Below are 26,463 nucleotides of genomic sequence, written 5' to 3'. Positions count from 1 at the left end.
TTTCTGCATTTTCAGCGCTGTTTAGACGTATCCCTCTCAAAAGGATGCCTTTTTGCATTTATATACCCTATTCGAGGTAAATTCTATGGAAAAGGATGCTTTTTTGCACTTTTGGACACAAAAAGGCCCCCCGCCATAACCATGGCTCTGGGGACCCTTCGCTGAACTACCTATTTCTTTTTGGTAAACCATTCATTCATCGCATCGATAGCAGCCTTGCCACCCTTGGCGTTGAACTCTTGCACAAACTTATCAAACTCGCCTAGATCTCTTTTGCCCATAATGAATTTCAAGGCGTTCTCTTCTGTGTAGTTGCGCAGCTCTGTAAACTTGGTATCGTATGCTTCAATTGAAGGTGCGTATGCGGTTTCTTCACGATTCTGTTTGAATTTCAGCAACGGCTCATAGTACGGAAGGAATCCTTTGACCTTCAAACGCGCATTGAAACTTGGATCACTGTCACCGAAGAAGTACAATGTCCGCCAAGGAATATTGTTGCTCTGTTCTGGCGTCTGCACGATTTGCCCGTTATCCACCTTGTAATCCTGACCTTCAATTCCGTATGTCAAAAATTTATCCGTATCCCCATTCAAAATGTAATTGATGAAAGCGGCAGCGCCTTCCTTATTCTTAGCTTGCTTCGGAATAACGATGTAGTTTCCTGGGATACCTTCCTCTTGGAAGCCTGAGGCGCCATTCTTACCGCTAACTGGAGCGATATACTGCAAGGTTCCTCCGGTCTTCTTATCTTTGATTGAGGTATCAATCGTCAGCGCATCTCCCCAATACACCGTACCGAAAGCGGCAGTGCCGTTGATCATCTTATCCTTAATATCTTTATTGATAGCGAATTCTTGATCGATTAAGCCTTCGGAATACCATTTCTTCATGGTCGTGAGGTACTCTTTATATTCCGGCTGCAGCCATGCGAATTCTAACTTACCATTTTTATTTACCGTGGAAGTACCTACCCCGAACGCAGATGCGTAAGGCAGGAAGGATGCCATGAATGCTCCTGGATTGCCAGCAGCCCCAGTAAGAGGCGCCAAATTCTTTTTCTCTTTAATAGTCTTGAGCGTCGTATACATCTCTTCGATCGTAGTCGGTTCTTTCAAGTTGAGCTCCTTCAGAATGTCAGAGCGTTCCAGAAGACCGTTGCCAACTTTCTGGGCAACACGTACGGGGATGCCGTACATTTTACCATCCAGCTTGGAGGCATCGAGAATTTCTTTAGGCAGAAATGAAGATAGATTAGGAATATTAGTTGAAACCAACTCGTCAAGTGGCTCAAATGCCCCTTGCTGCGCTAACTTAAAGTAGTCAGATTTGCCTGGGATCCACATAATATCGGGGACATCACCTGAGGCTAAAATGATCGAAATCTTCTGGTTGGGATTGTCCTTCGGCAGTGATTCAAATTTCACATTGTACCCGGATTTCTCCTTCAGCACGTTGACCAACTTATTGTCGTTAATCGTGTCGTTGCCCTTGTATTGTTCCATGGCTGGATGATACATGCGCATCACTTTCAGTTCCTTGTTTTTAACCCCACCACTTGAACTTGTCGTCGCAGGGCTAGTGCTTGCAGGAGCTGCGTTATTACCACTACAACCTGCCACAAGTCCAACCAGCAGGACAGATGACATGCCCACAAGCGTTGCTTTTTTAATTTTCATTGAATATAACCTCCCCTAAATTGTTTATAAGAAATAACGGGTGTGCTCGCAGGTTGGCCATTACCCTTTGACTGCACCCAACATAACCCCTTTGACGAAATATCGTTGAATGAACGGATACACGAACAGAATAGGAACTACCGCACACAGAATGGCCGCCGCCCGGATCGTTTCCGGGGTGACTTCGCGAAATACATCATTCACAACCAGATCAGCTGATTTCTCATCGGTAACGAGTTGTAAGAGAAACATTTGTAACGGCATTAACTGCCGGTCGGTGATGTACATCATCGCTTGAAAGAAAGCATTCCAGTAACCAACTGCATAGAACATGCCAACGGTAGCCAGTGCAGGTACGGATAATGGCAGGTAAATGGAAGTCAGAATGCGCAAGTTCGACGCCCCGTCCATTCGGGCAGATTCCTCTAGCGAGTCCGGTACGCCCATGAAGAAGTTGCGGATCAGAATCATATTAAACGGTGCCAGCGCAGTTGGCAAAATGAGCGACCATAAAGAGTTGAGCAGTCCAACTTGTTTTACAACGAGATATGTCGGAATGAGTCCACCATTGAAGAACATGGTGATCACGAATAGTAACATCATAAAGCGCGTGTAGGGCAAGCCTTTGCGGGAAAGCGGATACGCTGCGAGCACCGTCAATGCCATGCTGATGATCGTCCCGACGATTGCAATGAAAACCGAGTTACCGAACGAATAATAAAATTGTTTATTTGAAAGCACGTATTCGAATGAAATTGTAGTTATGCCCTTGGGCCATAATAAAATGTCTTTGGCTAGTACATGTGCTTCGCTGCTGAACGCTTTGGCTGCCACATGGATGAACGGCAGAATCATCGACAGCGATATGAGCGAAAGAATGAACACGTTAATGTAGCTGAATACGGTTTCTCCTCTAGTACGAATCACACTAGCACCACCTCTCTAAGTTAGTAAATTCCTTCCTCACCCATTCGGCGGGCAAGCGTATTTGCAATAACTAACAGCACACAACCGATGACTGATTTAAACAGCCCCGCTGCGGTAGTCAGTCCGAACTGCATGGTCCCTAATCCCACTCGGAATACGTACGTATCAATGATATCACCGACATCGTATACGGTTGGGTTGTACATGACGAGCACTTGCTCGAAGCCGGCATCAAGTAAATGACCAATTCGGAGCAGTAGCAGAATAATAATCGTTGAGCGAATACTCGGCAATGAGATATGCCAAATTTGTCGAAGTCGTCCTGCCCCATCTACGGTTGCTGCCTGGAACAATTCTTCATTGATGCTAAGCAATGCCGCTAGGTAAATGATGGCTCCCCATCCGGCTTCCTTCCAAACATCGGTGTACACGAGAATCCAGCGAAACCATGACTCACTCGTTAAGAAGAAGATGGGCTCTCCGCCAAATGCTTGAATCAATTTGTTCACGATTCCGCTGCTCGGTGACAGTAAGTCGACTGCGATCCCGCCAATCACGACCCACGAGATGAAATGCGGCAAGTACGTAAATGTCTGAACCCAACGTTTGAAAATAGCAAGGCGAAGTTCATTTAGCAGAAGCGCGAGCAAGATTGGTGCAGGGAATCCGATGACCAGCTTCATCAAGCTGATTACGAGTGTGTTGATCACCACTCTCGGAAACTCATCGAACATAAACAACTCTCGGAAATACTGTAAACCGACCCATTTACTTGCTAATACCCCTTGCATAATGTTGTAGTCTTTAAAGGCAATGACGACTCCGTACATCGGTCCGTATTTGAACACTAGCAGGAACACCAGCGCGGGTAGAACCATTAAATAAAGATCCCAATACTTAAGCAGCGGATGGCGATTGGCTCGCTTGCTTGTCAGCACATGAGTTGTTGCGGAAGGGACTGCGGCTTTCATATCTTGGATCTCTCCTCTCCTAGTTGCTGGATTTGAACTTCTGTGCCCTCATTATATCCCGTGTCGATTTGAAAGCGTATACCAATCCTTTTACTATCATTGCAACTATTTTTACTTCCTGAATGAGAAAAGGCGGCATCCGCCGCCTTTTTAATATTTGTCCGCTAGTACGTGATGGGCGAATGGGAGACCCCCTTGCGCACAAATTTTGTGCGCTAGCTTGGGACGGATACCCAGGCCCTTATTTGTTAACCTCGCTCGGTTTAACGCCCCAGAACTTTTGGAAACTCTTAGAGAAATAGTTCATATGACGGTAACCAACCTGCTCCGAAGCATCAGATACCTTGACACCTGTGCTAAGCAACTCTTTGGCTCGCTCCATCCGAAGGCGCAGCACATAGCTGGAGAACGATTCCCCAATCGTTTCTTTGAAAATCCGACTTAAATACGAATAATTGATGTACATGCTTTCCGCTGCAAAATGTAAACTCAGCTCTTCCTTATGCAGATGCTCTTGAATAAATCGCATGACCTCATGTCCGGTCCGCTGCGAACTGGACTGCCTCCGCTGTGCGATTGCCATACTGATTCGGCCGGCCATCCGATTCAGCCATCCTTCAATCTGCTCCCGGGTAAGCAAAGAAGTGAACGACTCGAAGTCCTCGTAGTCGCTCTTCAGTGTACCACGCAGTGTCCAGCCTTGCGCATGCACGATTCGTGCAAGTAAGCAAGCCATCCGGAACAAGACTTCTCGTGCTTCCACCACTGGTATGCCATTGGCAAACCCCGTCTCCATAATACGTCGGACAATCTCTTCTCTTCGCTCCTCTTCGCTGCCCGCCTCGATCACCGCCTCAAACTCACGTTCGATCTCTTGCAGTTCATCCCAAGAATCCTCCTCAGGTGCATCGTCACGATACGGAATGGCAACGCCATTGCCAAGAATTAGCCTCTCTTGCAGTGCAAGACGGCACATCTTGTAAGCCCGGGGCAACGAAGCGCTCTCAGCCACAGGGGCACCGATTCCAGCGCTTGCAGTTAACTTCAGTGTGTCCTTGACCGTCTCAAGAAGCGCGAGAATCTGACCGTTCGCTACCCCTTTCATCGATTCGTCCCCTTCGTCCGTAGAAGCGAAGAAGATAGCTGCTGTCAGGCTGTCATCATCCTGCACGACAATGCAGTTCTCATTCTCCAGCATATCCCGAGCAATCGTAAACAGTGAGAACTGCACCAACTGGCGATCCTTCACCTCAAAACGCTCATTGCCCTCGGGGATCGGATCCATATCCAGAATAATGGGCAGCACCTTTCGATTCTCTAGTTTGATGGCAAAGTCACGGCCTCGCCGATCGATTTCCCAGGCGGAATATCGGCCGTTCAACCAATTTTTATAAAACAACTCCTTCAGATGAGGCAAATGTTCGTTCCACCGCATTTCAAGCAGCTTGGTATTATGCTTTTCGTTCAATTCTTTTTCCCTTAGCTGCTTTGCCTCCAACACAGCCTCTATAATCTGCTCATTCTCAGCCGGCTTGATTAAATATTTGAATACACCTTGCTCGATACTTTCCCGTGCATAGTCAAAGTCATCGTGACCAGTCAGAATCAGCAGTTTTACATGCGGGTACTGCTGTTTGACGATCTTCGCCAATTCCAGTCCATCCATCTCTGGCATCCGAATATCCGTCAGCACGATATCAATATGATCGTTCTGAAGGACGGACATCGCTTCTTTGCCCGTGGACACGGCAGCTGCCAGTTCAATTTGCACCTCTGCCCATTCGATGCCCTCTGCCAATCTCTCGCGAACATAACGCTCATCTTCCACAATTAACAACTTCATCACGTTTCATCCTTTCCGATTGGAATCTTAATTATGACCCGAGTTCGCTCATTAACCACGCTGTACACGTGCAAATCCGCCTGTTCGCCGTAGTACAGTTTGATCCGTGACTTAACATTCTTTAGTCCAAAATACAAATCCGGCGGGCTGCTTTTCGAAATCCGATACGTATGGCTTGTAATCGTGCTCAGCTCGCTGGTCAGGTGATTCATCTTCTCTGGTGAAATCCCCAAACCGGTGTCTTCCACCTGTATGAGCAGAAAACCGTCCTCCAAGTTTGAGCTAATCCTCAGTTCGCCCCCTGACGGATTGCGTTCTAATCCATGGATGATCGCATTTTCGACTATAGGCTGTAAGAGTAGCTTAAGGATTTGAATCGACTTGGTAGATTCCTCTAGTGTGATCCCAACTGTAAAATGATCTGAACGAATCTGCTGCACTCGGATATAGTACATCAGGTGTTGCACAGTCTCTTCCAGCGTAAATGTCTCACGTCCCTTACCGAGACTGACCCGGAAAAATCGAGCAAGATTGATCACCATTTCACTAATCTCGTGAATTTTATTCTTATAAGCAACGGAATAGATGGAATCTAACGTGTTATATAAAAAATGCGGGTTAATCTGCGATTGCAGGAGGCTGAATTCCGATTTGGCGAGTCGGAGCTCTTTCACGTAATCCTCCTCGATGAGTAGCCGTTGAGCTTCCGCCATTCGGTTAAAACCGTTCATGACAGCGCCGAATTTATCCTTGCGTCGGTGTACAATCTGCGTGTTCAGACTGCCGCCACTGAACTGCTTAAATGCTGCCAACAGCTTCGACAGAGGCTTAGAAATTTCCACATACACGAGCCACGCAATCCACACCGCCATGATGATACTGATAACGATAATCAAATACGTAAACTGTTGTAATCTATGCGTCAGCTTGAACAATTCCGCGCGCGGCTGCTCTAGTTCGATCGACCAGAAGTTACTCTCTTCTTTGATTGACATCACATCTTTCTCGCTGCCATTCCCGTGAATGGCATTCGAATTCGTTTCCAATACGAAACCGTTATTATAGGACAATTTAATGTTCATGTTGTCAGATGTCTGGAGGTGTTGGATAATTTTGCGAACGGAGATTTTGTCCACGGCAAGCACGAGCACGTTCGGCTCTTTGCTTGTGCTTTGCATATCGAGCAGCCGAGAATAATAAATCATATCGTTATTCAAATAGGCAGACGCGCCACCGATTTTCGCCGTCGGCACATGCACCACAAGTCCGCCATTCGAGTTCACGGTTTGGTTGAACCAGAACTCCTGTTTCACATCCGGCCATCTCAAACCGCCAGTCGTCGTGGATACACCATTCCCGCTTTCACCATGAATGATAAACGCCTCTTTGATGGAGCCATTCACATTGGTAAGTGCGCTTAGTTGCTGCTGGACTGTGTGCAGTCCGTACAGATGATCTGGACTGAGAGGGTTATCAATATTGTTCCAAATATCCACAATGGACGAATTCAGTGAGATAAGCAGCGTTTGTTGATCCATGTTTTTCGTCAGTTGATCCACGTACTCGAGAGTCGTCAATAACGCACCTCGGGTACGGTCATTAATCTGATCGTCCAGAATGGACTGGGAATAATTATTGGCAAAAACACTGACGCTAACGAGCGGCAGCAAGATAAGCAGAAAAGTAAGCGTTAGCTTGAATTGGATCGAATGCAGCCGATTAAGCAGCTTCATCGCAGGCCACCTCTTTGGACTTCCCGCTGCACAGCTGAGGGCGGGTGGCCCATTATTTTTTTGAACACACGGTTGAAATGAGCCTGATCGCTATAGCCCAAATACTCCGAAATCTCGCCGATTGTCATTCTTGTATTAAGGATCAAATCGCGTGACGCATGCACCCGAATGTGATGTAGATAAGTAATCGGTGTCATGCCCGTTACTTCCTTGAACGTTTGCGTCACATAGTTGGGAGCACGGTCTACAAGTTGGGACAGCTCCTCAATGCGGATGCGATCACGGTAATGAGCAGAGATATAGTCTTGCACCTCACGCATGAGCCTTAGCTTCGCATAACCAAATCGCTCTTCCGAGGTTTCTTGCACAAAATATCCGAACAGCTCGGTTGCAATCCCCGTGCAGATGATATCGGCATGCTCACGCTGGCCGAACCAATGCTGCGCAAGTGTACTAAACCGTTGCTTGATATAGTCGAATTGCTGGGCTTTCACCTTTCGATAAGGTTCAAGATTCGTGAACGCTTTCATTTCTTGTCCAGACTGCCCAGGGTGCAAATGAAAATGCGATGAATACTTCACATGCGGGCCGTCTGGTGCATTTGTTCCTGAGCGCATTACACCTTGTCGAATGTACAGAAAGTCACCTTTTTCCAAATACACCGGATCATTCTCCACCATATATGTCACTTTGCCGTGAGTCACCAGAATCAACATGTCCGTTAAGGTCGCTGATTCCTCCTTCTGCCAATCTACGTTCATATCATCAATAAACACAGAAACGAGCTGTATCATAGTAAGTACCCCTCCTTGCCTCTTACCTTAGAATTATACAAAAAACAGTTGTTTCCGCAATAGTTTTTTTTCGGCTATTCCCTTAAGATTGAACTAACAAAGCTTAAGGGGGCTGAACATTATGGCCATATATCCGGTCGCTTCCACAGAAGATATTCCAACCGGTTCATTTAAAATCGTACAAATCGAACAACGCTCCATCGGGGTCTACAACGTCAAAGGTGACTATTACGCTGTTCATAATTATTGCCCGCATCAAGGGGCAGAGTTATGCAAAGGCGTAGTCTGCGGAACAACGCTTGATTCTCAAGTGTATGAATTTATTTATGGGCGCGATCAAGAAATTTTACGTTGCCCATGGCATGGATGGGAATTCGATCTCAAGACGGGCAAATCATTGTTCAGTGATAAAGTGCGGACACGCACCTACCCCGTCGTCGTAGAAAATGGACAAATTGGCATTGTGATTGGCTAATAAGGAGGAGATATAAAATGAATCCCAACAAAGAGAAATTGCCTGTTATCGATTGTGATGTGCACAATCAGTTCCGTAGTAGAAACGACTTGATCCCTTACCTTGATGAGCCTTGGAAAAGCCATGCTGAGAGATTCGGTTTACCCGGAGCTGGGCTCCCCTACTCGTCGCCAATTGGCAGTAAGCGCAAAGATGCAGATCCACCTAGCGGACTGCCATTAGGATCCGATCCGCATTACATGCTCGAGCATCTGGTTGAACCCTTCAACCTTGATTATGCACTGCTGTGCTCCGATTCAATTATTGGCGTGTCTGGTTATGCGGACACCGATCACGTGGCAGCTGTATGCCGGGCCTACAACGATTATCTAATCGCCGAATGGCTGCCCGTTAGCCCGAAATTCAAAGGATACCTGTGCATCGGCACGCAAGATCCCGTGGAGGCTGCACGCGAGATTGACCGAGTCGGTCCACATCCAGACATTGTTGCTGTCAGTGTGATCGGCGGCGCTCGGATGCCATACGGTCAGCGTTTCTTCCATCCGATCTACGAAGCTTGCGAACGCAACGGTCTTCCACTAGTCATCCATCCGGGTGCCGAAGGTTCAGGTACCTTTAACCCTCCGACGGCGGTAGGGTACGTGTCGAACTACTTGCAGTGGCACACTTGCTTGCCACAAACCTTCATGGCGCATCTGGTAAGCTTCGTGTGCGAAGGTGTGTTTGAGAAGTATCCAGGGTTTAAAGTGGTGTTCTGTGAGGGCGGCGTCACGTGGCTACCTCCACTACTATGGCGCTTGGACAAAAACTTCAAAGCGTTACGCTCCTCCACACCATGGCTGAAGCGAATGCCAAGCGAATACGTGCGCGATCACTGCTTCATGACGACGCAGCCGATCGAGGAACCTGATGACTTCAAGCATCTCGAAGCCATGTTCAATATGTTCGATGCTGAGAATATGCTGCTCTTCTCCAGCGACTACCCACACTGGGATTTCGACGATCCCACGAAGATTCTGCAGCGGCTTCCAATTGAGAAGAAGAAGAAAATTTTCAGCGAAAATGCTCGACAGTTATTTAAACTGAAGTAAATGTATAAAACTCCCCTACTCCTCTTGCATTGAGGGGCAGGGGAGTCTTTGATTTCAACTTTAACTGGAAAATATACAGGTATTTACGAGATATTTCTCTGAAATGTGGATTTAACTGGAAAATATGTAGTTAAAAGCACCTCTTTCGATCAGATCGGGTAAAATCGTACATATTAACTGTATATTTTCCATCTATTCTACGTTTGGCCGGAAAACTAGCCATATTACCTGTATAAAATCCAGTTATTCGCCTGGGCGAGGGGGATGGGTGAGTTCAATCTATGGCGAATGGAGATGGGGGAGTTCCACCCAGGGCTAAGGGAGATGGGGGGAGTTTCATCTATGTCGAAGATGGTGGGGGGCGTTCCACTTAGGACGAAGGAAGATGGGGGAGCCACCCAGTAAATTCGGATCTGAGAGGTCCGGGGGCATCTCGGTACGATACATAGCCGCACGCGAAAGAGCAGTTCACCATTAAGGTGAACTGCCCTACTCTTTTTCCCGCTGCTATTTCTTGTTCAATTTGTCATAAATAGCTTTGCCGTCTTTGTTAAACCAATCCTGCGATGCTTTAATAACTTCTTGTCTGCCAGCTGCGTCCGCTTTTTTGAAATACTCATCCAATGCCGTCAGCGGTAATGCACCGTTGATGATTTTGGCAACATACTCATTTCTCAAGTCGATCAACGCTCTTCCTTTGGCAAGTTCAGCTTCCGTCTGCGGTCTGTATTGGTTGATATTGAATGCTGTCAACTGCGCGCCTGCTTGGGCAAAGCTCTTCATAGCTGGCTCATATCCGCCAAGCAATGCGTTAGGTAACCAAATGTCCGGTGTATTCCACATTCTGTAATACAGTTTATAAATGATTTGATCATAAGCAGGCTTCTTCGGAGTCAGGGCACCATTGACTATGTCATAGTGAACGCCTTCTTTCCCGAAATTCACAAACTTCTGCAAATCCTTATCTTTCAAATAAGTGTTCAGTAGATCCACAGCTTCATTCGCATTTTTCGAACTTTTCGGAATGATGTAGAAGTTGGATACAGGTGCAGGCATTGTATAGCCTTTCTGCCCATCTTTCCCTTCTACTGTAGGCAAGAAGCTCAACTTCGCATTAGCATCCGCTTTACTTAAGCCTGCTTGGTAAGTAGCTGGGTCCCAGTAACCTGCAAACACAGTAGCTGCTTTCCCTGACGACATCTTCTCCGTCACTTGCTGTGTTTTGTTGAATAAGTACTCGTTGTCAATCAAACCTTCTTTGTAGAGTTTATTCAAGTAGGTTAGCAAATCCTTCAGATTCACATCTTGTGCATCAACCAATTTGCCATCCCTTACGATGAAAGGAACAGCGAGGTTATTGATGCCGGACATTCCGAAAGCTGCCGTAATAACATCCAGTCCATCCAGCGGATTCCCGTTATTGCCAGCTGCTGCTACGTAAGGTATGGTTCCTTTGCCGCTTGGATCTTTATCCTTCAACGTCTTCAAGAACGTGTATAATTCATCCAAATTCTTAGGTGCCTTCAATCCCAATTTATCCATCCAATCTTGTCTAGCTAGAAATCCTGCACCAAGATCTACATTTTCAAATTTTTGAAAAGGAGGGACAGGGATGGCATATTTCTTCCCTTCCAGGGATACAGCCGTCCATGCATTCTCGGTCACTAATTTATCAACCTCGCTGCCGAATTGCTTGATCGTATCGTCCACTGGCAGGAGAGCTCCCTGTGCGCTGAACCGTTTGAAAATATTCAAATCACTCGTATAAATCAGATCATACACATCACCAGAGGCAAACATCAAATTGTAAGTATCCAATTGATTAGCAGCCGGAATGACATTCCATTCGATATTCGTGTAACCTGTCTTCTCTTTAATCATGTTCAGGAATTGATTATCGTTTGCGCTTGCCCCTTGCTCGTAGCCCTTGACTCCTGAGTTATCAGGAACAGCAATTCTGATCTTAGCTGCCTTATTCAGCTTTGGTCCCTGTGTAGCAGTAGCCACTTTCGTTTCCTTGCTTTCTGGTGTCGCCTCTTTACTACAACCAACAAGTGATACCGATGCTGCAACTGCGACTACTAATGTTGTCGTTGACCATTTTTTTAATTTTGTACGCATGTTACTTCCCCCTTTATAATAGTGAACTATTGTTTTACAGCTCCAAGCGTCAACCCTGTGACAAAATATTTTTGCAGGAATGGATACACGAGTAGAATCGGTATGGAAGAAACGAAAATGGCTGCGGCCCTGAATGTCTCAGAGGCAATATTGGCCAATTGTTCGGGATTCTCCATCCCGTTCTTGTTGGAAGCTGCCACGACATTTTGCAAGAATAAAGGCAAGACCTGAACTTCTTTTTTCGTTAAATACATTAAAGGGTCCATATAGTTGTTCCATATCCCTACCGCGCTAAAAATGGCGACTGTCGCAAGCAAAGGCTTGGAGATCGGAAGCATGATGCGGAACAGTATGGTCAGATTTCCAGCTCCGTCGATTCTCGCTGACTCCTCTAAACTGTGAGGCAACGACTCAAAGTAATTCCGTACTAGAATCAAATTGAAAGCGCTCACCATCCCCGGAATGACAAGCACCCACAGATGATTAATTAATCCTGTATTTTTAATAACCATATACGTAGGAATCATTCCCCCGTTGAACAACATCGTGAACACATACAGAATATTGATGGCCTTACGACCTACCAAATCCCTCTTCGCGATGGCGTACCCGACACAGGCTGTAAAAAACACTTGAACGGCTGTACCAATAACGGCGACAAACAAGCTGTTCGTAAACGCAGTGCGAAAATCAACGCCTGACAGCAACACTTTATAGGCTTGTAACTGAAAGCCCATTGGCCATAAGCCTACTTGACCGCTGACGACGTAAGCTTCTTCACTAACCGATTTTGCTAAAAGTGTGATGAACGGTAGGACGCAAATGAGACCTACTGTTATCAACAATGTGTAATTAACAACCGTAAAAACCTTTTCCCCGGTCTTCATCCTCTTGTCGAACAAAGCTATTTGCTCCTCTCTGCCTCTTATTTACCATATCCCTCGGTTCGAGTACTTCCGACTAATCTTATTGGCCGTAACCATCAATGTAAATCCGATAATGGATACGAACAAACCAACTGCCGTTGTATAGCTGTAACTACCATTCTGGATCCCTTCCCGGTACACGTAGGTTCCAATGACATCCCCAACACCGTAAACAAGAGGATTATACAGGAGTAATACCTGTTCCGTATCGCTGCCCAATAAGGTAGACACCCTTAGAATAATAATGAATACGATGGTACTGGCTATGCCTGGGAGCGTAATATGCCATGTTTGTCTGAGCTTACCCGCACCATCAACGCTGGACGCGGCGTACAGATCAGGATCGATAGACGTTAAAGCGGCCAAGTAAATGATGGCGCTCCAACCGGTTTCTTTCCAAGCTGTTGATGCAACGAGAACACTTCGGAAGTAACTATCATCACCAAGGAATGCTATCGGCGAGATATTAAATACCTTTAGCATCGCATTGATAATACCTGTACTTGGGGAGAGGATATCCACAAAGATTCCTGCGATAACAACCCATGACAGAAAATGCGGCAGATAGGTAAGCGTTTGCGTCATGCGTTTGACAAAGCCCGTCCTAACTTCATTCAATAACAGCGCCAAGATAATAGGCAATGGAAACTGAAAAATAAATTTGAACATATTAATCAGCATCGTATTGCTCAACACACTAAAAAACTTTGGATCCGATAACAATGTTCGAAAATGCGTTAATCCTACCCACTTACTATCCAGTATGCCATCAAATACCCGATAGTTCTTAAATGCGATGACGATCCCCAGCATCGGGACATAGCTGTAAATCAAAAGCACCAGTAAGGGGATCGAAATAATCAGATATAAATCTAGATTATGAACGATTCTTGCCTTCAGGCGATTTTTTGTCTTGGGGATCACACCTGCGTCTAGTGAATCTATCGTGTGGGAGGGTGTAATCTTTGCCATTTCATCACCTCAACTCCTTGTTGTATAGCTTTATTTTACGTAAATAAGCCTATCAACCACAACAGGACAGAAGTAAGATATCACTGACAAAAATACGGATTATACGCTCCCCGAAGCCTTTAGTTTAGCGACTACACGGCAGCCACTGCCAGGCTCGCTGTGAAACTGTAGGCCACATTCCTCACCATAATAGACTTGTATACGCTGATGCACATTCTTCACGCCATATCCTCTACTCTCGGTTTCAAAGAGTTGCTGCAGCCGCTCCTCCGTTATCCCCACGCCATCATCTATAACCTCTAAATACATATAGGCGTCTTCCCGATAAGCTCGGACGGCAACCATTCCAGCCTTCCCTTTTTTGGGCCTGATTCCATGAATAACTGCGTTTTCGACTAGCGGTTGCAGGATCATTTTGATCATAATCATCTGTTCCAGACCTTCCTCAACGTCCGTTATGAACTGGATAGCCCCTCTATAGCGGTAATTAATAATGTGCATATAGTTACTAACTTCCATTATTTCTTCGGCGACGCTAATATGTTCCTTGCCTTCATTCAGACTGAGCCTCAGAAACTTCGCAAGTGATTCCGTCAATTCCGCGATTTCCTTGGCGTCGATTCGCAGGGCACTCCATTGAATAATATCCAAGGTGTTATACAAAAAGTGAGGGTTAATTTGCGCATACAGCAGCTTCATTTCCGCTTCTTGCTTGCTGATTTGTGCTTGATAAACCTCTTCGATAAGAGCTTTAATTCGCGTACTCATCTTATTAAAAGAGCGCTGTAGTCGCGCATACTCATCATTTCCTCGAATGTTGTCCTCGGTCTCAAAGTTTCCTTTTTCGGCATGTTTGATGAGCTTAACTAGCTTTTTCAACCGTTTGGTAATACTTCCTGAAATGATGAAAGCCGTAATAATCGCTATAATCGAGACTACCCCTGCTAAGCCGAGCATGAAGTTCTGAATCCACCTGCTGTTCATCCCTAAATGCTTCTCCGTCATGAGTAAGGCAATTTGCCAATCTAAACCCTTCGCCTTGCTGAAAACAGCATAATTCGATCTCTCCGCAGGTCCGAAACTGGCAATCCCTTCTTCTTCTTCCGGCAAAGACTCCAAGAAGAGGTCGCTTACATCGCCGCCCCCTGCTAGTAATTGTTCCTGCCCAATTCGCTGGTTGGGGGACATAACCAGTGTTTCCGCCCCGTCTGGTAGCCGGATATCATTCAAAATAGCCCAAATAAATTTGGCATCCAGCTCGACCATCACATAGCCAAGAACGTACTGAAATCGGTTGATATCCTTGATTTCTTTAATAAAGAGAACCTCGTCCTTCTGAACGATGCTCAAATGTTCCACGTCACTGGCATAAAACCACTTTTCTTTGACTGTGCCTTCCAAAAGTGGCTGTAGACCACCTTCACGTTGAAGCTGGTCTATGCCAAAAAAATTAGAGCTTGCCGAAACGAATGTTGGATTCCCTTTCATAAAATAGCTAACCTTGAGCACATTGCTCTTCCCCACGTAATTGCTCACATTTTTGTTAAGCAGATTGAAAAAATCGATCACTTCCCCCGACGTCAAAGCCCGTTCAGATATCGTTCTAAGAATTTGTTGAATATCATAGTTACTTTGCGTCAGATCAGCAATGTTATAGGCAGTTTCGATGCCGAACGCGATGTTTTTCTCTGCCTGCTTCAAAGTTTCCAAATAGGCAGTGCCTGTCTGCTCAACCACAGATTTATGAATTGTAATATAGGAGAAATAGACCAGTACCATAACCGGAATAATGATCAGAATTAAATAGGAAATAACCAGCTTGGTTCGCAAGTTGATGTTATAGTACATGCCGCTAAGCTTATTTAGCACTATTCTCATAGCATTTTCTCCCGATATTCCATAGGGTTGACGCCTACGACTTTCTTGAATATTTTGGTAAAATAATGCGTATCTTGGTACCCAACCTGATTGGCTACTTCATATATTTTGATGGAGGCGTCCTTGAGCAGATCCTGCGCCTTCTTTAATCGTACATGCGTGATATAATCGTTAATCGTGTGGCCTGTTTCTTTCTTGAATAACGTCTGAAGATGTCCCGGAGACATGAATACTTCCGCCGCCAGCTGCCCAATGGTGAGATTCTGATAGTAAACTTTATGAATAATGCCCTCAACATCCCGAATGATTCTTCGGGACTTGCTGTTTCGCAACTCATTGGAAGCAGACTCCAAATAGGTTAGCTTCTCGATCACAAACATCTCGATTTGCTGCGGGCTCTGCATCGTTCTGAATTGGTGCAGGGACTCTTTCACTTCTTGTGCGATGGCAGAATCAATTTGCATGGATGCTTTGCGTATCGCTTTAATCAGAAGCTCAGAGCAGATGGTTGTTAGGAATAGCATGCTTTCCATTTTCAATTGCCGAATCGTAATAAAGAGTTGCTGGACTTCCTCAGTCAGTGCTTCTGTTTGCCCTGAGCTGCACAATCCTACGATCTTCTCTATGAAATCCACGATCACTGGCAACCCTGTAGATGAGATACTCCCTGAATAATATTGGCTGACGTCGTCTTTCAGCTGCTTCTCGGCTCTTTCTTTATCCAACTTCGTGACAACTTTGGCGACAACTTGCTTTAATTCCTCTCGATTAAACGGTTTCAAAATATAATCGATTGCATCCAATTTAATGGAAGCCTTCACATACTGAATATCTTGATGAGCGCTAATCATGATTACCATGACTGCAGGCTGTTCAAGTTTCAACTTGTCTATTAATGTAATACCATCCATGACTGGCATTACGACATCTGTAATTAAGATATCTGGTCTCAGATCACGAGCAACAATCAGCGCCTCTGCACCGTCTTCTGCTTCACCTACAATCTCGATACCTAGACGATCCCAGTCGATGAGATCTCGCAGGCCTTCCCTCGAAATATAATCGTCATCGACAAGCATCATTGTATACATGGGTAGGACCTCCTAGGTAATTTGAGAGCGTTCTCTTAATTGTAGCTTACCCCCTAGATTTGCTCAAGCCACTCTTATTGAAGGATCCGCTTACTCATTCATAAACGAAAGCTTCATCAACATACGTTTCAGCATAACAGCCGCTTCAGCACGTGTCGCAGGTTGAGAAGGGTGTATTTTCTGCTCCTGATCCCCCGTCATGATGCCGAGTCCGAGCATCTTTTCAATAGCGGCTTTAGACCAGTCGTTTAGTTGTTCCTTCTCTAAGGGTTGAACGAAATGGGTAGGTAAATCGTATTTATATCCCGTCAGGTGAATTGCACGATCCAGCATAACGGCAAGTTCCTCCCGTGTAACGAATGCATTTGGACGAAACAATCCTCCGTCATAGCCTTCAATTAGGCCGAAAGAAACCGCCGTACGAAGAGAAGGCGAATACCAAGCGGATGGGTCAACATCACTGAAGGTCGTGCGGGCATCTTTCTTCGGCAGGGCAAGCGCATCCGTTATCAGCTTCGCGAATTCGGCTCTAGTTATAGCAACATCCGGACGGAATCGGCCCTCCGAGTCCCCATTCACGAGCAAGCGACTTGCCATGGTTTCAATATCATGCTTAGACCAATGACCGCTCAAGTCCGCAAATGTTCGGCTACCTGTAATAAGCCCATACGTACTATTGCCCATTCGGTGAATAAGTGCCATATAAGAACCGTCTGGCTGCTTGACGAATAAGGTTGGAACCGGGGCCATAGTACCATCTGATCGAATTAGAACAGCTGCTGATTGCTCTGGATCCAGATGCCCAGCCGGTAATGTGCGAGCGGCAAAGGCGCTATCGTAGTCATGCAGCTCCGTTATTTGACCGGAGGAAAGTTGGATTGAAACAGAGAAGTCGACTGGCGTTCCTGTTAGTGTGAAACCTTCTTCCTCAACAAATGAACCTATCGCATGTGCTTGTTCTTCTGAAACGGTCGCCATCGTTATCGTTACTTTCGCATTCGCATCAAGTTTCATTTGATTAATTGGCAGTTTATACATCCCTACGGAGCTCGAAATGACGAGAGAGCCATTTCCACCGCTTGCAGATTGGATGGCTTGCAGTACTTCAGAAGGGATATCCACCGAAACGGACGAAGACTCCTGCGTTGGAATCCTGATAACGAACGTGGAGTTCTCCTTAGCAGCTCCCTGAATTTCTTGCAGAACTTGCGCCATGTCCAGGACGGCATGTACACGATTCCCAGATTCGGATGTGACCCTAACCGCTTGGTCAGACAATTGCATGGTTTGGGCAGGATTCGTGATTATAGCGACTTCCGGTGCTACCGTAGCGGGTTCTTTCCCCGTTCCGTCCCCTTTAGGCGCACTTACACCTCCCGTACTTCCTCCCGTACTTCCTCCTGTACTTCCTGCATCATCAAGACTGGATTTAGGGCGCACATGAACCTGAAATGAACTATTCGGCGTTCCGGCAACTTCCTGCAAACTACGGTTTGCAATCCTGAGCGATTGCCAGCTGACCTCCGTCTCCCCTTCTTTCAGCACTTCAAAAGTAAGCTGGCCCATTCTTACGTTACCATTAAGGGGCTCCTCGTTGCCTTCCTTTGACCACGCAAGAATGATCGTCCCCTCACCACCGTCAGGTTTCAGCAGATTTCCATTGGCAGCACCATCTGCACGAATCAGCTTAACTTTCAGTGGGTCATATCGGAATATGGCTTCGAAGGCAAAAAGCTCCGAAACCTGCGCTGTCGCAGTTACCGTAAAATTGCTCCCTACTTCAGGTAGACTTGTATTACCCAATAGGTTGTAATTGGATGCCGCTGGCAACGAATTGGCATGAGCTGAGAATGGAGCTATGAGCATACATAGCAGCGCAAATATAGATAAGGGAATCCTGTTTTTCCAACATTTCGGTTGATAAATTGCTGTCATTTCCATGCTCCTTTGCACAAAATAAACGGCTACTCCGTCCTTCACGGACGTCTGATAGGACTATTCGGCCCTTAGAGGGTTACTCGCACCCCTGTCTGATTAGATCAACAAGATTAACTGGATTTTCTACATCTAATTCTGAGGAAAACTAGCTTATTCGGAGTTTAGATGGATTTCCTACATCTAATTTTGCTCAAAATGACCCAGTTGACGCAATTCCCTATAAATAACGGGAGGAAATCCAGTTATTTCGCAAAATCGCGACAGTACGCTTCAATTAACTGTAGAAATTACAGGTAAATGACACCTCGCAGGCTTCATGAAACAAAAGATTCGGGAGATTGGGTATTCTCATACCCATCTCCCGAAATCTAGATAACTATTCCATTTTCATAGCAATTGCGGCCATATCAAGATAATCAATCTTCTGATCCTGATTAACATCGTACCTAAGAACAATCGACCAATCGGGGCTTGCTGATGTTTTGCCATAATGAATCAATACCCAGTACAGGTCGCTGACGCTAATCCGATTGTCACCATTCAAATCCTCAGGCTTCCGCTTATTCACGGTCAGTTTAAAGGCGTCTACAGCCCCTAAGAGTACGCTCGTTGCCGCATCAATCTGCGACTGAGTCACGGCAGTGTCCGCCTCTACGGCCTTCGCTGCGTTAATCGCCGATTGAAGCGTCGCTTTGGCACCTGCTGGATACTGTCCGATCAGCGTTCCCTCTACCGAAGCTGTATAAAGTGCCTCTGCGGCAACAATGGCTGCGGTTAAGTTTGTTTTGTTTGCATATTGCACGTTGACCGTAAGCTTGTGGGAAGCCAACGTGCTTTCAAGACCTGCGCCGACAACGGCAATGGAAGCGGCTTGAAGATCTACACTGCCATTCGTTCCATTCGCTTTGGATGTAAAGTTCAGTTCGAACACATTACTGTTCGCCTTAATGGCTTTGGCTGCACCTAAACTTGAAGCAATGATGCGCACTTGACCCGCAACTGGGGTTTTCGTTGAAAGTATATCGAAACCTTCCTTCAACGACGCAGCTGAGATGAAATCCAGTTTGGTTGCATCATACGTTACAGTCGCATCCAGCGCATATACGCTGTCCGTCACACTGTCCAAACTGTACGTGACCTTGAAGCTTTGACCTCCATCTACCGTTGCCGGACCTGTCAACTTATTGTTCAAGTTCTGATTCGGAATCGGTATTGGACCCGTGCGCGTAAAGCGAACGCCATCAGCTAGAATGAAGCTGCCTTGTGTATAAGCATTAGTGACAACTACGCTTCCTGATTCCCCTTTATGGAAAGGGTAGCTGCCAATTTTGTACCAACTCTTCCCATTTTGCGATTGATTCACCGGTACTGTTTCGGAACCGTTTGCATGATGAATGGTAAAAGGTGCGTTCTGCGTTGCAGTCGTAAAATGCTGCCATACATAAACATCATATATACCATCGATTGGAATGACTGGCTTGTAGCTCACGCTGGAGGCTCCGTCTTTGGTTGTATTTAAAGCGAAATTACCTTTGTTTGCATCTGCATTTGTTCTGCTTTCCCATTGGCCCAAGAGGGTTACGCCAGTCGAATCCGAATTATCCATGGAGATAGTAACGTTCTCTGGCACCAACTCAAAGCTAACGTTATCAAACACAACTTTACCTACTCCTGAAAGGATGCCCACATTAAGCACTAAGTTTATGGGCCCAGTGACTTCATAAGTTTGACTGTATTTGACATACTGATTCGTTAACGTAACAGGGGCAATCTGATGATCGACAGTCCCATCCCAAATGTTCAATTCAGGCTGCACATCGCTGCCTTCCAACTTTTTAATCTGCGCAGAGAGTACGTATGTACCAGGCTGGGTGATAGATACTTGCTGGTACAAAAACGTTCTATTACTCGGCGCTCCTGCCGAATTGAATTCAGCCGCGTTTTGTCCTGCGAATTGAGAAGTCTTCGTTACATAGGCATTAGTTCCATAAACACCTCTGTTCCAGCCCATCATCCAATCTGGTAATAACACTGCGGACGGGCCGCCTGCTGGGTCTCCGCTTACGCGTTCGAAGTCCCCATTCTTCACTATCGCAAGCGGAACATCTCCCGTAACTTTCGTGATTTGTAATGGAGCTTGAGAGACAATAAACAAGCTATTCTTTTTCAATAACCGTTTCGTTCCTTCGAAATCCGTAACCGGAACGGCATTGCCATAGGCATCCTGCGCGCTAACGATTTGCTCTGCGTTGGCTACTGTGGCATATAACGTTAAGTCATCCGCTGATAGTACACTTAGATATTTACCATCCGCACGTCTCAGATAGTGATTGACTTTCAGGAAATTTGCCCCTTCAAAGCCAGTATAAGAACCTAAATACTCGTCAGCTTTACGAATATGGTGCTGCAACGTCGCCATTGTCTGATACATTTCAGTTGGCGACTGGGAATGACGTGTAACGAATGTATCCTCGGCGGGTGTACCCATGTTGAAATATTTGCTTGTACCTGCAGCAAGAAAATCCATGTATTTCGACACGGTGTCGTAGATGCGCCAGGGTGTATGGGTGCTATTAAGTGCGTACACCTCTGACTGCCACAGCTGCAGATTCGGGTGCGTCGTTTTCGCTTGCCCATAAGCAGTAAGAATATCCGCTATTCCTTGTGTTCCGACATACCCATGCACATTGTAAATATCGTAGTAATTAACATTATCCCCCTTCAGCATATCAATCGCCAGTTGGCGATCCGCAGCTGGGTTAGGGGTTGCAAAACCGCTTGTAGTTACGTATAACTCAAGGTCATGACCTGTTGCTAGCTTATATTCAGATTTCACTCGCTGTGCTTGTTCATAGGCGATTTTTTGCATTAGGATATATTCTTCCTTCGTACCTGAGAAGGAAGCTGCGAGTGTATCCGGATTTGAAGTTGGATGGAAATTCACCTCGTTAATGACTTCCCAATACTTCACCTTCCCCGCATAACGCTTCATCGTCTGATACACATAATTGCTCCAATCGGTGCCAGTTCCAGGTATGCCATTCGCATACTTGATATCCTTAGGCACCCAACGTTCCGCTCGATACATAAGATCCTTCAAGCCTGCTGGAATATCCTGTTCAGAAGGTCTGCTGGATGCCCAATCGGAAGGGTAACCAAGCACGGCGAGCACATCCATTCCCGCTTCTTGTGCTTTCTCGACGTAAGCATCGCTTTTGTCCCAAACGAAATTGCCTTTGATGGGCTCTACGACATTCCACAAGAACACAAGTGCTGCTTCCCAACCGCGCGTTGCACTCGTATGAATTTTGGTCCATGCGGACATATCATAGTCGTAATTCGCGTGCTGCCCATAATAATTGGCATATTTACCATCAGCTACTCCCGATTCATCAGCGGGTACTTTCGATATCCCACTCTTATAGACAATGGGGGCGGAACCACTTGAACTTACCGTCGTTTCCAAATACCAGAAACCTACCTTATTCTTCAACATGGGAAGGGCCAGGTTTTCGATTTGATACGTACCTCCAACAGCTACTTGCACATTAGGGTAGGACTCGGTAAATTCCACCTTCCCGTAAGGATCAGTTGCTTTAATGCTTACGTCGAAGGTCTTGGTGCTATCCCCATAATTCACCGTCATCACCGGATAGACCGCATCTTCTCCCGCATAGTAAATTTGTTTCTCATTGCGAAATGCGGGCTTGACTACGCTATATTTGGAGGTGTTATGCCATGGTGTAATAAACTTTTGAGATTCAATGTCTTGACCATAGGTAATGTCAGCAAGAAGTGCTGTATCCGTCCCTCGGCTGAAAGTCTGTGCCGTATGCTCCAGTTCACTTGCGCTTAGCGCTTTGGTCGAAATCTTAACCTGACTGATATTGAACGGATTGCTTCGGTCCACCATGAATTCGTAAGGCATGAATTTCTCCATTACTGCTGCAACCGTTGTAGGCGATGGAGGTGTGATTGCAACACCATCTTTATAAATGGCGACATAACCACCTGTTCCCATTTTCCAGGAAAACGCCAGATTAAACGGCTGACCGACTTGATAATTAAGCTGATTCGGCTGCGCATAAGCCCAAGCTCCGTTGGTTCCTTCGCCGTTCTTGACAAAGAAGGTAATTGGTTGCTCATACACCGCGTTAGGGCCTGTCGGTTTGACCGTCGGCGGTGGAATATGAGCCTGAATCAACGTATTACCAGGACCGCTTTGTTCCGGAATTAATTTAAACAGGAAATCCCAATTGTTACCGAATTCCTCGTAAGGCTTATCCAGACGCACCCGAAGCTCAATCGTCCCCTCATTCGGATTGAATATTCCCGGTGCATAATCACGGTACCAAGTTGGTGTATCCGTGAAATTGCCTTCATCACCAACGTTCGTGACTGGACTTGGCGCAATCGTTACTGCGAGGTTAATCGTAGCTGATGCATTACCCATACTCAGTTTAATGACAGCGTTTTCATTTGCATCCGAAGTTGTCACATTCTTAGCTTTTAGTAAGAGCTTACCGTCTACCACTTTCAAATATGTACCATCGACAGGAGCTACTGCGGTAATTTGAACATTGGGATTACTTGTATTTCCCGTCTTCAATCGAAGAACCTGTTCATACACGCTCGAACCAACTGTCGTACTAGCCGCAATTGTGCCTGTCACTTCGTACTTCGCTTTTTCCAGATCAACTGCCCATTGGTCCGTGGATGCCGTCATGTCGGCATCACGCGCAACTTTGATTGCATCCAGTCCTGCTTGGTCTGGCAGCTCTCCGACTTTGATGAACTTAATGCCGTCAATGGCAATCGGAATCGTGCCATTCGCAGCAGGAGCTACTGGCGGGAACGACTGATACCCAGTTCCACCAGCTGTAACCGTATAAGTCTGTCCGCTTCGGAAAGGGTATACGCCGTATTGCACCCATGCATCTGTCCCATTGCCTGAATTCGGGTTGTTAATCACATGTTCGCCTGCGACATGTGTAATCTTATACGGGACGTTGCCGGCATACCAACGCGTCGTAGCAGGCTTCCTTACGTAGAATGCGTACATGCCATCCTGCGGAAACTGAGGTGCAAACATCATGCTTTGAGGCGTTGCCTTGTTCAAATTCGCATAAGTAAATCTGCTTTGATACGTTCCACTTGCTCCCTGTATGAAGTTCGCCACGCTTGGCGGAGCTGCAAGCCCTGTGTATGTTACACTTGGGTCTTGATCGTCAATGATTACACCAATCTCCTCAGCACCCAGCACATCACCTGTCGCTGCATAAGCAGCAGTCATGCCAATAGGTACGATACTAATTAGCAGCGAAGCAAGCATAATAAGGGCTACTACCTTTTTGCCAACACGACTTCTCCGTACTCTTGTGAACCTGTTCAACATTTCCTAACACACCTCCATGAATTATGATCTCACCAGGAATAAGACTTCAGTCACCTCAGCTCTTATGGGTATGTTCTTATTCTAAGAAATGGATGTATACGTTCACAACAGGACAGAAGTAAGATATCTATGACAAAAGGACGGACTATTTCACAGCTTGCCAATATTAGAATTCATCGCCATAAACTGGCTGGGCATAACGCCGACTGTAGCCTTGAATGATCGACTGAATAAATAAATGCTCGAAAAGCCCACCTGTTCAGCAATAGCGGTTAAGGTTTGTGTCCCTGCAATTATTCTTAACTTCGATTGTTCGATGCGAATATGCGTCAAATATTTATGAATCGTAATACCAAGCTGTTCTTTAAAAAGAAACGATAAATGATTGGTCGAAATTCCGACATGCTCACTTATCGTATGATTATCCAATTCAGGATCCCAATATCGTTCATTAATGAAGGAAATGGTGTTTTCAATAAACACCCAGCCCTTCGTCATCTTTCCCTCTCTATCGTGATGATCCGCTTGTCCCTCCATAAACAGGACTAACAATTCCAAACAAATCCCCTTAAGAATCAACGAATAACCGGATCTCCTGTCCAAGAACTCCTTCTGCATGATCAGGAATCTCTTCTTTAGCTCGATCCGGTTCGGTAAGGCTAGGTGGGATATTGGGTTTGTAGATGCGAACTGCATCTCTTTGGCTGGAATCGCTTTACGCTCTTCCGTGATCGCTTGGTCCTTCCAAGAGCTTCGTTCTTCTTCATAGTACAAATCAAAATGAACGATATACTGGATGAGTGGTACCTCTGACGTAGACCGAATAATATGCGCCATAAAGGGTGGCATAAGCAGAATGTCGCCTTCCTTCACTTTGTATTTGACACCATCCAAAAAAAACTCCGCTTCCCCCTGTTCGATATACGTAAATACATGGTCATAATCCATCCATTCACCCGCTATAGAGAAGGATTTGTGAATTTTGACCACTCTGACGAAAGGCGTTATGCTGTTCATCCAATTCTCCATGTACATCCCTCCTGCGTCGCATCTCCATACTCGAAACTTGGGGACGGATCGGTATAGGTTGAAATGGTTTGCATACACGCTTAGAACCCCGCTTACCGAATTCATCCTCGTCCAAGTATAACTGAAGGGCATTCCTATTTTCCATATCCCAGCGTAAAGAACCTTGCAGAACTCATGTCTCACTCCAGTCGAATAACACACCGCTATATTGATCCTTACTCAATCGGAGACCTTCATAAGCTGTCTTGGCTTCTTCTGGCTTCAGTACATGGCTAATTAAAGGTTCGATTTGCAGCCGTTTCTGTTTCATCAGCTCGAAGATAATACTTGAATTTCTGACCAAAGAATGTTTAACAAACTCGTTGGGTTCAATCGGATAACGCCACTCATGCGCTCCTTTGAAGGTGATACACCCTCTGTTATACAGATGACAGTAATTCAAAACCTCCGTCACGTCCGTGTTATATGCACCGCGAGGACTGCCTAAGAATATAATTTCGCCTAGTTTGGCAATATAGGGAAGGCTTTGGATGGCCACTTGCGGGACACCCGTTGCTTCAATGTGGGTTGAAACGCCTTTCCCATGGGTGATCTCGGCAATTTGTTCCTGTACGCTGCCAAGTCCACCATGCACACCATAGCTCAGACCACAATTCTCGGCAATGCGAAGTCGTTCCTCAGACAAATCTATACCAATCACAGTAGCGCCTTGAGCCTTCGCTAGCTGAGCCGCCATATTTCCGATGAGACCAAGCCCCGTTACGCTTACATAATCCCCGAATTCAATATTCGAAACACGAATCGCCGTTGTTGCAACGGTAGCCATACGAGTAAAAGGTACCCATTTCAAATCCAGATTCTCTGGAACTTGAAGAAAGGTTCCCCTGATCGAAACTACCTCATACTTACAGTGGCTTCCATAATGAAATACAATATCACCTGGTGAAAATCCCGCTACGCCTGCTCCAACTTCCACAATTTCACTTACTGCCGCATAGCCAGGAATGCCTGGCATCGGGAACCAAGCTTCGTTCCCTGACAGCATGGCCAGTTCCGTCCCTGGGCTGATTAAGGTATACAGTTTCTTAACTAGTACCTCTTCTACGCCAATTTGCGCAGCGAAGTTCTCTTCCACCGTTTCAACTTGCCATGGACTTTGGAACATTACTTTTTTGTTGATCATCGCATCGACACACTCCTTTTATATGGATCTCAGTTTCAATATAAATGTTTTTACTCGGAGCGTCTTTAATGGAAAGCATGATTTTTTATCTAAAAACACGATGGATGCCAATTGCTCACCTGCCCTGCCGAATAAGTGCCTATACGGTGGTAATATCGCCAGAACATCCTCTGACGTCTAGCCCTTACCGATCCTTGAGTTTAACTGGATTTCCTCCATCTAATTCCGAGTAAAAACAAGCTTGTAGAGAGTTTAACTGGATTTTCTACATCTAATTTGTACTGTGAGCGCCCCTTTTGCCGAAAATGTTCTGAAATAACGGGAGGAAATCCAGTTAATTTCCAAAATTACAAGATTTTACTTGAATTAACTAAAGAAAATCCAGTTATTTATTGAACAAGAATGTCTTGGGTTTGCCAC

Annotated in this window: 17 protein-coding genes; 2 read left to right on the top strand and 15 right to left on the bottom strand. The window is 45.8% G+C overall.

Annotation, left to right across the window (positions count from 1 at the left end; genetic code table 11):
* Window positions 1–170: 170 nt before the first annotated feature.
* The 6 genes from AC58PV_RS19195 to AC58PV_RS19170 form a co-directional block, all read right to left on the bottom strand.
* Window positions 171–1,676 (bottom strand): extracellular solute-binding protein, encoded by a 1,506-nt coding sequence (locus AC58PV_RS19195; RefSeq protein ID WP_497433920.1) that lies wholly within the window; start codon window positions 1,674–1,676, stop codon window positions 171–173.
* A gap of 60 nt (window positions 1,677–1,736) precedes the next feature.
* On the bottom strand, window positions 1,737–2,603 hold the full coding sequence (locus AC58PV_RS19190; protein WP_157264579.1) for a carbohydrate ABC transporter permease: 867 nt from the start codon (window positions 2,601–2,603) through the stop codon (window positions 1,737–1,739).
* Between the two features lie 20 nt (window positions 2,604–2,623).
* Window positions 2,624–3,574, bottom strand: coding sequence for an ABC transporter permease (locus AC58PV_RS19185; protein ID WP_497433918.1), 951 nt, complete (start codon window positions 3,572–3,574; stop codon window positions 2,624–2,626).
* 241 nt (window positions 3,575–3,815) lie between these two features.
* The gene (locus AC58PV_RS19180; RefSeq protein WP_497433917.1) at window positions 3,816–5,417 is read right to left on the bottom strand and encodes a response regulator; all 1,602 of its coding nucleotides are present in this window, start codon (window positions 5,415–5,417) and stop codon (window positions 3,816–3,818) included.
* Window positions 5,417–7,150, bottom strand: coding sequence for a sensor histidine kinase (locus AC58PV_RS19175; RefSeq protein ID WP_497433916.1), 1,734 nt, complete (start codon window positions 7,148–7,150; stop codon window positions 5,417–5,419). The genes AC58PV_RS19180 and AC58PV_RS19175 overlap by 1 nt, the downstream gene beginning before the upstream one ends.
* Complete coding sequence (locus tag AC58PV_RS19170; RefSeq protein ID WP_497433914.1) at window positions 7,147–7,944, bottom strand: helix-turn-helix domain-containing protein; 798 nt, start codon at window positions 7,942–7,944, stop codon at window positions 7,147–7,149. Before AC58PV_RS19170 ends, AC58PV_RS19175 begins: the two co-directional genes overlap by 4 nt.
* A gap of 121 nt (window positions 7,945–8,065) precedes the next feature.
* Here AC58PV_RS19170 and AC58PV_RS19165 point away from each other — a divergent pair, with 121 nt between their 5' ends.
* Window positions 8,066–8,419: a Rieske (2Fe-2S) protein gene (locus AC58PV_RS19165; protein ID WP_497433913.1), complete on the top strand. Its 354-nt coding sequence runs from the start codon at window positions 8,066–8,068 to the stop codon at window positions 8,417–8,419.
* A gap of 17 nt (window positions 8,420–8,436) precedes the next feature.
* Window positions 8,437–9,510: an amidohydrolase family protein gene (locus AC58PV_RS19160; protein WP_497433912.1), complete on the top strand. Its 1,074-nt coding sequence runs from the start codon at window positions 8,437–8,439 to the stop codon at window positions 9,508–9,510.
* 507 nt (window positions 9,511–10,017) lie between these two features.
* Here AC58PV_RS19160 and AC58PV_RS19155 read toward each other — a convergent pair.
* The 9 genes from AC58PV_RS19155 to AC58PV_RS19115 all read right to left on the bottom strand — a co-directional run bounded on the left by AC58PV_RS19155 (window position 10,018) and on the right by AC58PV_RS19115 (window position 26,043).
* Window positions 10,018–11,631 carry an extracellular solute-binding protein gene (locus AC58PV_RS19155; protein ID WP_497433910.1) on the bottom strand — a complete coding sequence of 538 codons (1,614 nt, stop codon included), beginning with the start codon at window positions 11,629–11,631 and terminating at the stop codon, window positions 10,018–10,020.
* A 26-nt stretch (window positions 11,632–11,657) separates the two neighbouring features.
* Window positions 11,658–12,533: a carbohydrate ABC transporter permease gene (locus AC58PV_RS19150; protein ID WP_082927311.1), complete on the bottom strand. Its 876-nt coding sequence runs from the start codon at window positions 12,531–12,533 to the stop codon at window positions 11,658–11,660.
* 27 nt (window positions 12,534–12,560) lie between these two features.
* On the bottom strand, window positions 12,561–13,529 hold the full coding sequence (locus AC58PV_RS19145) for an ABC transporter permease (protein WP_497433909.1): 969 nt from the start codon (window positions 13,527–13,529) through the stop codon (window positions 12,561–12,563).
* Window positions 13,530–13,628: 99 nt separating this feature from the next.
* A complete protein-coding gene (locus AC58PV_RS19140; RefSeq protein WP_497433907.1) occupies window positions 13,629–15,407 on the bottom strand; it encodes a cache domain-containing sensor histidine kinase in 1,779 nt (592 codons plus the stop codon).
* Window positions 15,404–16,498, bottom strand: coding sequence for a response regulator transcription factor (locus AC58PV_RS19135; RefSeq protein ID WP_497433906.1), 1,095 nt, complete (start codon window positions 16,496–16,498; stop codon window positions 15,404–15,406). Before AC58PV_RS19135 ends, AC58PV_RS19140 begins: the two co-directional genes overlap by 4 nt.
* Window positions 16,499–16,588: 90 nt before the next feature.
* Complete coding sequence (locus AC58PV_RS19130) at window positions 16,589–18,433, bottom strand: S-layer homology domain-containing protein (protein WP_497433904.1); 1,845 nt, start codon at window positions 18,431–18,433, stop codon at window positions 16,589–16,591.
* Window positions 18,434–18,812: 379 nt separating this feature from the next.
* Window positions 18,813–23,831: a golvesin C-terminal-like domain-containing protein gene (locus AC58PV_RS19125; RefSeq protein ID WP_497433903.1), complete on the bottom strand. Its 5,019-nt coding sequence runs from the start codon at window positions 23,829–23,831 to the stop codon at window positions 18,813–18,815.
* Window positions 23,832–23,981: 150 nt separating this feature from the next.
* Window positions 23,982–24,860: a helix-turn-helix domain-containing protein gene (locus tag AC58PV_RS19120; protein ID WP_497433901.1), complete on the bottom strand. Its 879-nt coding sequence runs from the start codon at window positions 24,858–24,860 to the stop codon at window positions 23,982–23,984.
* 172 nt (window positions 24,861–25,032) lie between these two features.
* A complete protein-coding gene (locus tag AC58PV_RS19115) occupies window positions 25,033–26,043 on the bottom strand; it encodes a zinc-dependent alcohol dehydrogenase (RefSeq protein WP_497433899.1) in 1,011 nt (336 codons plus the stop codon).
* Window positions 26,044–26,463 lie beyond the last annotated feature (420 nt).

It is taken from the genome of Paenibacillus sp. J22FR83, from assembly GCF_059691955.1.
The sequence above is the reverse complement of the archived record's forward strand: the minus strand, read 5'-3'. Positions and strand labels throughout refer to the sequence as shown.

What these genes read in the sequence shown, in the direction of transcription:
- AC58PV_RS19135 (WP_497433906.1), bottom strand. Translation starts at nt 16,498, where the DNA reads ATGTATACAATGATGCTTGTCGATGACGATTATATTTCGAGGGAAGGC.
- AC58PV_RS19125 (WP_497433903.1), bottom strand. Translation starts at nt 23,831, where the DNA reads ATGTTGAACAGGTTCACAAGAGTACGGAGAAGTCGTGTTGGCAAAAAG.
- AC58PV_RS19185 (WP_497433918.1), bottom strand. Translation starts at nt 3,574, where the DNA reads ATGAAAGCCGCAGTCCCTTCCGCAACAACTCATGTGCTGACAAGCAAG.
- AC58PV_RS19195 (WP_497433920.1), bottom strand. Translation starts at nt 1,676, where the DNA reads ATGAAAATTAAAAAAGCAACGCTTGTGGGCATGTCATCTGTCCTGCTG.
- AC58PV_RS19180 (WP_497433917.1), bottom strand. Translation starts at nt 5,417, where the DNA reads ATGAAGTTGTTAATTGTGGAAGATGAGCGTTATGTTCGCGAGAGATTG.
- AC58PV_RS19120 (WP_497433901.1), bottom strand. Translation starts at nt 24,860, where the DNA reads ATGGAGAATTGGATGAACAGCATAACGCCTTTCGTCAGAGTGGTCAAA.
- AC58PV_RS19170 (WP_497433914.1), bottom strand. Translation starts at nt 7,944, where the DNA reads ATGATACAGCTCGTTTCTGTGTTTATTGATGATATGAACGTAGATTGG.
- AC58PV_RS19160 (WP_497433912.1), top strand. Translation starts at nt 8,437, where the DNA reads ATGAATCCCAACAAAGAGAAATTGCCTGTTATCGATTGTGATGTGCAC.
- AC58PV_RS19145 (WP_497433909.1), bottom strand. Translation starts at nt 13,529, where the DNA reads ATGGCAAAGATTACACCCTCCCACACGATAGATTCACTAGACGCAGGT.
- AC58PV_RS19155 (WP_497433910.1), bottom strand. Translation starts at nt 11,631, where the DNA reads ATGCGTACAAAATTAAAAAAATGGTCAACGACAACATTAGTAGTCGCA.
- AC58PV_RS19175 (WP_497433916.1), bottom strand. Translation starts at nt 7,150, where the DNA reads ATGAAGCTGCTTAATCGGCTGCATTCGATCCAATTCAAGCTAACGCTT.
- AC58PV_RS19140 (WP_497433907.1), bottom strand. Translation starts at nt 15,407, where the DNA reads ATGAGAATAGTGCTAAATAAGCTTAGCGGCATGTACTATAACATCAAC.
- AC58PV_RS19165 (WP_497433913.1), top strand. Translation starts at nt 8,066, where the DNA reads ATGGCCATATATCCGGTCGCTTCCACAGAAGATATTCCAACCGGTTCA.
- AC58PV_RS19130 (WP_497433904.1), bottom strand. Translation starts at nt 18,433, where the DNA reads ATGACAGCAATTTATCAACCGAAATGTTGGAAAAACAGGATTCCCTTA.
- AC58PV_RS19115 (WP_497433899.1), bottom strand. Translation starts at nt 26,043, where the DNA reads ATGATCAACAAAAAAGTAATGTTCCAAAGTCCATGGCAAGTTGAAACG.